Source organism: Sulfuricurvum sp., assembly GCF_049305995.1.
Taxonomy (GTDB): Bacteria; Campylobacterota; Campylobacteria; order Campylobacterales; family Sulfurimonadaceae; genus Sulfuricurvum.
This window is the reverse complement of record NZ_JBAQPS010000149.1, coordinates 1-1,532: the sequence shown is the minus strand read 5'-3', so window position 1 is coordinate 1,532 and position 1,532 is coordinate 1. Positions and strand designations below refer to the sequence as shown.

The 1,532-nt window shown below is 40.7% G+C and carries 2 protein-coding genes; one reads left to right on the top strand and one right to left on the bottom strand.

All coding sequences use genetic code 11. From position 1 onward, the window contains the following. Positions 1 to 758: TolC family protein (locus WA010_RS05035; protein ID WP_422556055.1), on the bottom strand; the 758-nt coding region annotated here is incomplete at its 3' end. A gap of 202 nt (positions 759 to 960) precedes the next feature. On the opposite strand from WA010_RS05035, the gene efp reads away from it, so the two are divergent. After that, positions 961 to 1,527: an elongation factor P gene (gene efp, locus WA010_RS05030; protein WP_422556054.1), complete on the top strand. Its 567-nt coding sequence runs from the start codon at positions 961 to 963 to the stop codon at positions 1,525 to 1,527. The last annotated feature ends 5 nt before the right edge of the window (positions 1,528 to 1,532 follow it).

Below are 1,532 nucleotides of genomic sequence, written 5' to 3'. Positions count from 1 at the left end.
GGGGTATTTAAGAGAAAACTGAGATAGTGGTAGAGGAGCTTTTTATTGGCTTCCATCTCGGTGATACTGCGTTCGACGTTTGCTTTACGTGCTTCCACCTCAAGAAGATCGACTTTCTTTGCATACCCTTCGGTAATCATCATTTGGGTTGTGTGTTCCAGTGTCGAGATATTTTTATGAATCATTTTCATATGATCGATACTGTTTTGGAGTAATGACATATCGTAATAACTTTTACGAGTTTCATAGATTTTTTCGGTTTTTACCTGTGTTGCATCGAGTTTTTTGATATGTTCCATCTTTTCACTGATATCACTGTATGCGCTTAGTTTTCCTCCGGTATATAGAGGAACCATATAGGTCAGTTTGCTTTGGAAATAGTTTTGGTAGCTGGGGTAGTTGAGATTTTTAGGTGGTGTTACGTAGTCTGGTCCACCTGGATTCGCAGTACTTGCCATAAATTCTTGTGCCCCAAAATCTCCGAAGTCCGCTTCGCGAGAACTGAGTTTAAAACCGAAAACATTTCCGGCGTCGTTGGAACGTAGAGCATTCTGGGTAAAGTCCAATGAACCGTAGTTATACCCTTTAGCGATATTGACATCACTCCGTGCGCTTTGCAGATCCAAATTAGCGGCTTTGATTTCGAGGTTGTTATTCTCCAAAATTTCGAGTGCTGCAGGAAGTGAAAGACCCACTCCCATGAGAGGGCAGGCCCCGATTAAAAGGGTAGTACTGAAAAGGATAGAAAAGGCTTTCATACGTATGATTCCTTGTAATGTATTTGTGATTATAATTAATTGTATAAGGAATATTATACACATTAACGGATTTAATAGAGCTAAAAGCCCTCAAAATAGAGAAGAGATAACGGGTAAAATCCTACGATAAGTTACATTGGGTTTGAAATTCGGTGCAGTTTCGGGTAAAATTCGGACAAATAAAGATGCAAAAGGTTTCCTGATGGCAACAATCGGTATGGGTGATATCAAAAAAGGTGTACGTTTGGAGATTACGGGCGTACCGTATAAAGTAGTCGAATTCCAACACGTTAAACCCGGCAAAGGGGCGGCGTTCGTCCGTTGTAAAGTAAAGAGTTTTATCAACGGTAAAGTGATCGAAAAAACGATCCATGCGGGGGATAAATTCGAAGTACCTAATCTTGTTCATACAACGATGCAATTTTTGTATGACGATGGCGAAATGCTTCAATTTATGGATAACGAAAGCTATGAGCAACTCGGTCTAACTTACGATCAATGTGAAGATGCGATGAAATGGATCAAAGACGGCACCAGTGTTCAAATGATCTTCCATAATGGCAATGCGATCAGTGTTGAAGCTCCTGAAATCATGGAACTCAAAATCGTTGAAACTCCGCCAAACTTTAAAGGTGACACCTCAAGCGGTTCTAAAAAACCGGCTACTCTCGAAACAGGTGCTGTGGTTCAAGTTCCTTACCATGTACTAGAGGGTGATCTCATCCGTGTTAATACCGTTGAGGGTGAATACATGGAGAAAGTGAAGTAATTCAC